This window comes from uncultured Fretibacterium sp. (assembly GCF_963544685.1).
GTDB lineage: Bacteria > Synergistota > Synergistia > Synergistales > Aminobacteriaceae > CAJPSE01.
Genome location: NZ_CAUUGJ010000008.1, coordinates 25,508 through 34,152, shown reverse-complemented (window position 1 = coordinate 34,152; position 8,645 = coordinate 25,508). Strand labels below are relative to the sequence as shown.

The window sequence follows — 8,645 nt, the reverse complement described above, 5'->3', positions numbered from 1 at the left end:
AAAAATATTGTCGTCGTCGCTCTCTTTGTGGGGCTGACCGTCATGAGCGTCGTTTCGTTTTCCTCCGTTCAGGTCGTACGGGGCAATGCCCGTACCGTCAATCATGCGGGGCTCGTCCGGGGCCTGGGGCAGAGGCTGGTCAAATGGGAGCTGGCGGGGAGGAGAAACAACGCTCTGGAGTCCAAAATCGACAGGGTCATCGAGGACCTGGATGTGGGGCAGAGCGAGGACGGTCCGCTTGGCTTCGCCGATCCCGCCTATCAGAGGGGCCTGAAGAGCGTCCGGACTCAATGGGAGGAGCTCAAGGCCGCCATCGAGGAGGCCCGGCGAACAGGAGGGACGGGGGCCCTGTTCGATCTGAGCGAGAGCTTCTTCGAGAGCGCCGATACCCTGGCCGGCATCGCGGAGCGCCTTTCGGAGCAGAACGCCGATTTGACCCTGCCCCTGAGGACGATCCTGCTCGCCGTAGCGGGGGCGCTGCTCGTCTGCTTCCTGCTTCAGGCGTGCGAGTCGATGCAGCTCCTGTATCAGAACAGGTTCCTAAAGGAGAAGGCCACGAGGGACCCGATGACCTCCCTGCCCAACCGCTGGTCCTGCGATCTCCAGATCGAGAAGTACCGCGGCATGTCCCCCTTACCCGACCTGATGTGTTTCATAGCCGATCTGAACAATCTGAAGAGGACCAACGATAGGCTCGGCCATGCGGTGGGGGACCGTCTGATCGTCGCTTTCGCCCGCATCCTGGCGGATGCCGCGGCCCCTTATGGATTCGTCGGGCGCAACGGAGGCGACGAGTTCCTGGGGTTTTTCGAGAAAAGCGACCCCGAGCGGCTGCGCAGGTTTCATGAGAAGCTCCGCGAGAGCGTGGATCGCTACAACGGGACGAACGACGAGTTCTCGATCCGATTCGCTTTCGGCGGGGTTCTGTCCTCCGAAGTGAAGGACGCCTCGATCTATTCCCTGATCAATATGGCCGAACAGAGGATGTACAGGGACAAGGCGACGGCCAAACAGGCGGAGTCCTTAGATCCTTAAGAAAACGCTGATTTAATCCATGAAGCACCCCGGTGGTACCCCAGCTTGCCTGTTTTGAGGATGAAACTTGCCGGGGCCGCCGCTATCCTGATAGCGGCGTGGGGGCATGGGGGCTTCGCCCCCATGTTAATTTTAGGGAAGCGCTGGAGATTTTTGCCCATAGATGTTTTACATATTTTCCTTTGGCAATATGTGCGTTCTTGTTTTAATCAGCGCTTCCCTAAGATCCGCGCCAACAGCAGCGACAGGGAGATCAGCACGGGCATCGTCAGCCCGAGCGCGCACCAGAGCCGTTTCTGCATCGTGCGCATATCGTTCCGCAGCGCCTCCAGTCGGCGGCTCCATTGTGCGCTGCAGTCGGCCAGCTCTTGTTCCAGAGCCTCGCGGAGCGTCTGGGCCATGGCCTCCCGGGTCTCGTTCTGAAGTTCGGCCAGCTCCACCGAGAGCGCGTTCAGCTCCCGGCTCTGCGCCTGGTTGTGGGCCCGCAGCAGCCCCTCCCAGGCCGGTATCCGATTTTCCATGAGGTCCGAAAGAGGAGTCTCCCGTCCCGGAGGAAACGGTGCGCCCTCCTCATGGGAGGGCGAGGAGTCGGGGTGGGACGACGCCGGGGCCCTCTGGAGCTCCGCGATGTTCTCGACCGCTGCCTTCAGCTGCGATATCGCCCCCTCCAGCAGGGCGATCCTGCGGTTCGTGTCCTCCAGGGAACGGGCAAGCGCCTCCCGGTGCGCGGGGTTCCCCTCCGGCTCGACGCGCGGCCTCGCCGCGAGCTCGGATACCGCCTCCCGTATCCTCCGCCATGCCGCGTCCTTCTCCTCGTCCTCCAGTGTGCGGAGGGCGGAAAGCTCCTCCCTGAGCGGCGGCAGCAGCCTGGCGGCGAGCTCCGATACGATGCGGGCGCTGGCGTGATCGAGGGGAGGATTTCTCCCGGTTCCAGCCTCCAGCCTCCCGGCCTCCGCGGATTTCTCCGGCTCCGTCTTCATGAAGTGAAATTCCCTCCGTTCTTACCGTTCTAATCTTAACGGCTTTGCTCCGTCGTGTTTCTTCCCCGTTCCCCGCTTCCGCCGGAGGAAGGAGGTGCCTCGTCGTCATCAGACCTTTGAGGTTCCGGCTTGAGGAGGCGCAGGGCATCGGCCCTCATCCTCTCCCGAATCTCCCGGAGCGCCATGCGCAGCCGGTGCTCCATCAGAGGAGGAGCGAAGTCCAGGCTGCTCTCGCGCCACAGGTCGAGCAGCGTCTCCAGGTCCCCGTCGGAGGAGTCCGCGCCGATCTGGCGGCCCAGGGCGATGAAGTCCGTGTAGCGGGGATCGTAGTTCTCGTGGACGAACCAGTCCATTCGGCCGCGGAAGCCACGCAGACGGGTGAATGCGGCCATGCGGTCGGGGACGTCCAGGACGAGGTCGGGCAGCCGGGTCGCGAAGAGCGCACCGTGGGCCGACGCGGCGATCCAGTCCGGGACGCTCGCGAGGGCCGAAGCGTAGGGGGAACGGGCGAGGTCCGAGAGCCCGGAGTCCACCCGGGCGATGTCCAGATGCACGATGGGCAGCCACTCCCCGAAGAGGTCGTCCCAGTCCGCGCCCAGCATGGCCTCTCCCCTGAAGGCGTCGGAGGGCGCGATGAGCACCTCCAGGTCGTCCAACGAGGAGGAGGGGGTGCGCAGGAGCGCGTGGGGCATCGCCGGGGGGATGCGGCCGCAGAAGATCCATTCGCCCTCCCCGATCTCCCGGCCCTCCGGCGTCCTGGGGACGTCGGTCAGCGAGGCGTCGTGGGCGAGACGCGAGAGCAGCCGCAGCGAATCGTGACGCCTGAGCCCCAGAAGGACGATGCGGCGGCGTGAGCGCAGCGCGGGGAGGGCCAGAAAACGGGTCTGGATGGCCTGTTCCGCGAAGGCCCGAAAAAATGGGGAGAAGAAATTTTCCCCGCTTCCGTCTCCCGGAATGCTCTCCAGGCCCGACGGGGGCTCCGGAGGAAGGTCGTGCGGCCCCTCGTCCTCCGCCGGCATTGAGCCCTCCAGCCTCAGCCCGTCGATGAGGCGCAGGAGCTTTTGTTCGACCGCCCGCAGGGATGCCGCCGCCTCCCGAAACGCGGACCTCGAGAGCTCGCGTTCCGCCCTGGAGCGTTTCGTGTCCTCAAGGGCCGTCTCCTCCCGGGCGAGCTCCTCGTAGAGGGGATCGCAGACGGTCTCCCTCATCCGGTTCTCCCACCAGTTCAGATGGGCGTCCAGGATCTCGAGGCGTTCCGCCAGGAGCTGCCTCCATTCCCGCGTCAACAGATCCCGATCGACGGTCTGGAGGACGACCCTTCTCCCGGGCCGGAAGGAGAGTCCCCGGAACCATCCGCGGGTCCGTACCTCGCTGGCCTGGTGGCGGATGTACCGGTCCAGGTCGGGCAGCTCCGTGCAGAATCCGGGAAGGGGGTCCGGCCGGCTGACGGGGGACAGCTCGTGGCGGGCGAGCATCTCGTCGCAGAAAGCTCCGGCGCGGTCCATGCGTTCCGTCATCCGCCTCAGGAGCTCCGCCCATTCTCCATCCCAGCGCAGGCAGCGTTCGCGGAGGGCCTCCGGGGTCCGAATCGTCTCAGCCTCGCGCAGAAAACGGCCGATGATCGGTTCGGGGGCGAGCTCGCGCTTCCACTCGTTGCGGACCGAGGATATCTCGGCGCTGACCCAGCGCTGGGCGTCCCGAAGCTCCCGGATCCGGGCGGATTGACGGAGGACCGTCGAGAGGGACTCACCGCCGCCCGTATCCCTGAGGGCGGAGTCCAGATCCTCGAGGGTGCGCCGCAGCAGGGCCGCGGCCCTTCGCGCCCGAAGCGCGATGCCGTTGTGAAGCAGGCGCTCCCGGAAGGACGTCATCCGGCGGAGCAGCGGTTCGAAGTTCGAGGCCCGCCATTCGGCGGAATCACGGTCGTAAAAGTGCCGCAGGGCCAGCTTGGCGGAGATGGGGATGACGGGGTACTCCGGCCGGTCGGGACGGGCGGCGTCCCTGCGCAGCTCCTGCAGGTAGGCGTCCAGCTTCTGAGCGCGCGAGAGGACGACCCGCCCCCCCTCGAGGTCGTCGCGTTCGAGGTCTATCTGGGTGAGCAGGAGAATCATCCTCTGGCGCGCCTCCAGGACCGTCCTCACCAGCTCGATGTCCGCGGCCTTGAAGGGGCTGCGTATGGAGGAGACGTACAGGACGATGTCCAGGGTAGGGAGGATGCGGCGCAGCACGAGCTCGGAGTGCCGGGGCAGTTCGCAGGCGTCGAGGCCGGGCGTATCGACGAGGACCAGCCCCTGGGGAAGGGCGGCGCCCGGGCCGCTCCATTCGATGCGGGCGACCCCGCGCTCGTTGCCGGGGTTCATTCGCTCCGTCGTGAGCTCCTCGAGCCTCCGGGGGGTCAGGGTGTCCCCGGAGAGCCGTTCGGTCCTGCCGTCCTCGTAGCCGACATCGACGGCCCTGATGCCGCCCTTGCGGCAGAGGACCGTTACGTTGGTCGTGGCCCGGGTCTCCTCGGGGAGGAGGCGCTCGCCCATCATCGCGTTGATCAGGGTGGATTTGCCGCTGCTCGTGATCCCGACGACGCCGACGGTCAGCTCGGTGCGGCCGGCCGCACCCAGAAGGGTCTCGAACTGCGCCGTGCGGGACGAGAGCTCGGGGGAGACGGAGCGCGAGGTCAGGACGGCGAGGGCCGACTGCAGGAGCGCCGTCAGCTCCGCCTGTACGGACTCCGCCGCCGGCATGGTTTCTGCCGGGGCTTCCTCGGTCCCGTGGAGCGATTCGGACACCGGGGGGGCTTCCTCGAAGGAGGGGCAGAAGGCGCCGCGCTGGATGCATCGGCGCAACCTCAGGTTCTCCTGCTCCGCCTCGGCCTGGTCCGAGACGTCGAGCAGGACGGCCAGTTCTCCCGCCGAGCCGGGCAGGGGGGACAGGGAGGCCCGAAACGTCCTTGTGCGGGCCCAGATATCCTGAATGCAGAGCAGATCCCCTTCCCTCGCCGCTCCGACCCGATCGGCAAGAGAGGGATCCCGGGAGCAGAGGGCCTCCATGACGCCGCCGAGCGGGGTGACGGTCCCCTGGGTGCGCGTGCAGAACGGAACCGGAAGCGCAGCGAGCAGGGAGCGGAGGGACGCGAGGCGGGAGCGGGCGTTCGTCAACTCGGACTCCGCCGCCGCGAGAAGGCCGGCCGTTCGTGCGCTCTCGGCCCTCCGTTCCTCGAGCTGCCGCTGCAGTTCCTGGCTGAGGGACCGCCATGCCGCGGCCCGGCGGTCCGAGAGCCTTTGGGGGGTCAGGTCCGTCTCGGTCCCCAGCAGCCGGAGTGGGGCCCCATCGTCCGCGCGAAGGATGCAGGCGTCGAGCCTGAGGGGTCGGTAGATTCCATCGCCGCAATAAAAGCGTCGTGTGAAGGACAGCGCCGTCCGGTCCGGCTCGTAGAGCGTCCGCAGCATCTGCTGCGTCTCCGCGTGGTCCTCGGGGTGTGACAGCTCGTGCCACTGGCCGAAGTTCTCCGGCCGGGAGTCGGGGGAGAGTCGCAGGAGCGACAGGAGACGATCCGAGAGGACAATCTCCCCCGACGGGAAGCGGACCTCGAGGGCCGCCTGGTTTGAGAGGCGCATGAAGTCCTCCCAGAGAGAGAGTGTGTGTGCGGTCATCGCCGGGGGCCGCGCTCCGGAATGGGCAAATGCGGCGCCGCGGACTCCCATCCTTCAGGCGCCCGAAAAAAAAGAGCTGAGACGTTCGTTCCACGGACCACAGTTTTTCGATCGGACATGGAGCCTTCCTCTTCCTGAATAGAGCCCGAACAGAGCGCTTGAAAGACGCATAACTTTGACCGCCGGATTTTTCGTCTGCCGGGATATGCTATCATTGACGTTATGAGTATAGCATTTGTCCTTCGTGGCGTTGAGCCTCTCTCGAGGGAGTAGGATATAATAAGTTTCGGTATCTGCTTCATCCCTCACGGCCGGATGGCGGCGGGGCAGCGTTGTCTCTGAGGAGGTCTTATCGTGTCTGCGGTGACGCTTCATTTCGAGAACATCCAGGGGCGCATTGCGCGGGCCAGGGAGCTGTCCGAGACCCGGGACCTCCTGGCGGAGCTCCTCGCCATGTCCGATTTTCGGCTCTTCTCCCTGTGCGGCGTCACCCGATACGCCCCTCAGGACGTCCATAACCTGAGGGATCAGATTTTTTCCCGGCTCGTCGTGGATCTGGCTCGGAATGGCTGGAACTGCGACTCCGCCTCGTTCGGAGCGGGGCGTCGGGATACCCTGCTGATGGAGATGGCGCGCCGCGGCCTGCCGCTGACGGTGACCCGTCTTCTGGAGATGGGGGCGAACGCGGACTACAACACCCGGGGCTATGGGGACTCCACCGCGCTCATGGCCGCGCGGGACCCCGAGATCATGAAGAAGCTCATTCGGTACGGTGCCAACCCCATGGGGCAGAACGCCAGCAGACAGACGGACTTCACCTACAAACTGCTCAGGGGGTTCGTCTCGGGAGCCCGTTTCTACCTTTACAACACGGGAAAGATCCCGCTTCAGCCCTTGCTGAACAACCTCAGGGAATGCCTGTTGAGCCGCGAGAGCGTGCCGTACGATTCGATGTATCCCCTGTGCCTCCTTCCCGTGGTGCCCTCCGGGGTTCCCTATTGCAACATCATCGACAAGAAGCTCGTCGACGCCATGTTCGACGGGCAGTTTTTCCCGAGCTCGTCCGAGGCGCTCTCGTTTCGGCTGGAGGATGGGATATCGGTCTGGAGCTATCTGCGTTTTCGCATGGGCAATGCCCTGAGCGTCTCGCCGGCCCATTTTGTGGCTTATCTGGCCTGCATGGTCAGGGGAGAGGCGTTTTCCGCTCCGGCGGACTTCTCGTGCATCGAGTCGTATCTCGAAAAGCCGCTGCCCCGCGAGGTTCTGCCTCGAGGGAATATCTCGAAGTCCGTGTTCGTCCACATGCTCTTTTCGCTGGCGAGCCTTCCTCCGCCCCGACTGCTTCGGTGGCTTCTGTTGCTGGGCCGGGCCGTCCGCCGTGTCGCTCTGTGGATGGACATTCTGGGGGAGGAGGCCTTTCAGGTCGTCAACGCCGCATTCCCCGCGGCCCGGAAGAGCAGCCATGTTCTGCAGGAGTTGAGCTTGATTCAGTCGCTCCTCTCCATGCGTGTCAACGTCACGGACAGCTTCGGCGAGTTCCAAATCCCGGAGGAGCTTCGGGCCCCGGTCCTCACCGAGATGCCTCTGGATGGCCTGACGAGCTGAATCGCGAGGCCGATACCCGGTTTTTTGAAGGAGGAAGGGCTGCCGTGCCGCATCTTTTCTGGGGAGGGGCGGACTGCGTGGAGTTGGCCGCGCGGTTTGGGACGCCTCTTTATGTTCTGGACGAGTCCGTGATCCGTGCCCGCTGCGCGGAGGTGAGGAGGGATTTTCTGGACCGCTGGCCGAACGCCTCGGCCAGCTACGCCAGCAAGGCGTTTCTGACCCGGACGATGGCCCGAATCGTGGAGGATGAGGGGCTGGGGCTGGACGTCGTCTCCTTGGGAGAGCTCCATACGGCGCTCTCGGCGGGGTTCCCGGCCCCCCGCATTGAGATGCACGGCAGTGCGAAGAGCGAGGCCGAGCTGAACGCCGCCCTTGATGCGGGGATTGGGCGCATTGTCGTCGACGGGCTCATGGAGCTCGAGGTGCTTGCGGACCTCGCGGCCCGCAAGGGGCGGAGGGCGGAGATCCTGCTCCGCGTCACCCCGGGAGTCGTTCCCCATACGCACGCCTACATCGCGACGGGGCACGAGGGCAGCAAGTTCGGCCTGCCCCTGGATGGAGACCTCCTGCCGCGGGCCGTGCGTCTTGCGTTAGAGCGTGATTCTATCTCGCTGCGCGGCCTGCACTTCCACGTCGGGTCCCAGATCTTCGACCCGACGGCGCACGTCCGGTCCGTCACGCGGGTCGTCGAGGCCATGAAGCGCCTGCGCGAGGAACTGGGCTTCAGGGTTTGGGAGCTGAACATGGGCGGCGGGTTCGGGGCCCGCTCCCATCCCTCCGAGCCGTCTGTGCCCCTGAAACTGTTTACCGACGCCATGATGGAGGCATTGCAGCGTGCTTGTGAGGCCGGAGGACTGGAGGTCCCGGACGTCTCCATAGAGCCGGGACGCTGGATCGTCTCGGAGGCGGGAATCACCCTTTACCGGGTCGAGACGGTCAAGGAATTGCCGGGCGTAACCTATGTTGGGGTGGACGGGGGGATGGCGGACAACCCGCGTCCCGCCCTCTACCAGGCGGTCTATCGGGCGGCCGTGGCCGATCGGCCGGGTGCGCCTCCCGGCTGGGAGGATGTAAAGGTCTCCATTGTGGGGAAATGCTGCGAGACGGGGGATATTCTGATCGAAAACGCCGTTATTCCCTCCGTAAGGCGGGGGGAGGTACTGGCGTTGTTCAACACGGGGGCGTATACTTTCTCGATGGCGGGGAACTACAATCGGCTTTGTCGTCCCGCCGTCGTGCTGGTGAAGGGGGGACAGGCGGAGGTCATTGTGGAGCGCCAGACGCTCGACGACCTGCTTCGGGGCGACCGTATTCCCCGGCGGCTGGCCCGCAGGGGAGACTGATTCCAAGGGGTTCGTTCAGCAGTCCATTCAAGGAG

Annotated in this window: 5 protein-coding genes; 3 read left to right on the top strand and 2 right to left on the bottom strand. The window is 65.4% G+C overall.

Translation table 11 applies throughout. The features are described 5' to 3' along the window. The coding region (locus tag ABLA28_RS01765) for a diguanylate cyclase (RefSeq protein WP_347712262.1) at positions 1-1,035 on the top strand (1,035 nt) is incomplete at its 5' end. Positions 1,036-1,244: 209 nt separating this feature from the next. On the opposite strand, the gene ABLA28_RS01760 is transcribed toward ABLA28_RS01765, so the two are convergent. Together ABLA28_RS01760 and ABLA28_RS01755 are read right to left on the bottom strand one after the other, a co-directional pair. Further along, a complete protein-coding gene (locus ABLA28_RS01760; RefSeq protein ID WP_347712261.1) occupies positions 1,245-2,015 on the bottom strand; it encodes a hypothetical protein in 771 nt (256 codons plus the stop codon). A 35-nt stretch (positions 2,016-2,050) separates the two neighbouring features. Beyond that, on the bottom strand, positions 2,051-5,626 hold the full coding sequence (locus ABLA28_RS01755) for a dynamin family protein (RefSeq protein WP_347712260.1): 3,576 nt from the start codon (positions 5,624-5,626) through the stop codon (positions 2,051-2,053). Between the two features lie 390 nt (positions 5,627-6,016). On the opposite strand from ABLA28_RS01755, the gene ABLA28_RS01750 reads away from it, so the two are divergent. Next, positions 6,017-7,267: a hypothetical protein gene (locus ABLA28_RS01750; RefSeq protein WP_347712259.1), complete on the top strand. Its 1,251-nt coding sequence runs from the start codon at positions 6,017-6,019 to the stop codon at positions 7,265-7,267. A gap of 44 nt (positions 7,268-7,311) precedes the next feature. Further along, positions 7,312-8,610: a diaminopimelate decarboxylase gene (lysA, locus tag ABLA28_RS01745; protein WP_347712258.1), complete on the top strand. Its 1,299-nt coding sequence runs from the start codon at positions 7,312-7,314 to the stop codon at positions 8,608-8,610. The last annotated feature ends 35 nt before the right edge of the window (positions 8,611-8,645 follow it).

Excerpts from the sequence above, each read along its gene's own strand:
- ABLA28_RS01760 (WP_347712261.1), bottom strand. The coding sequence starts at position 2,015 with ATGAAGACGGAGCCGGAGAAATCCGCGGAGGCCGGGAGGCTGGAGGCT.
- ABLA28_RS01755 (WP_347712260.1), bottom strand. The coding sequence starts at position 5,626 with ATGCGCCTCTCAAACCAGGCGGCCCTCGAGGTCCGCTTCCCGTCGGGG.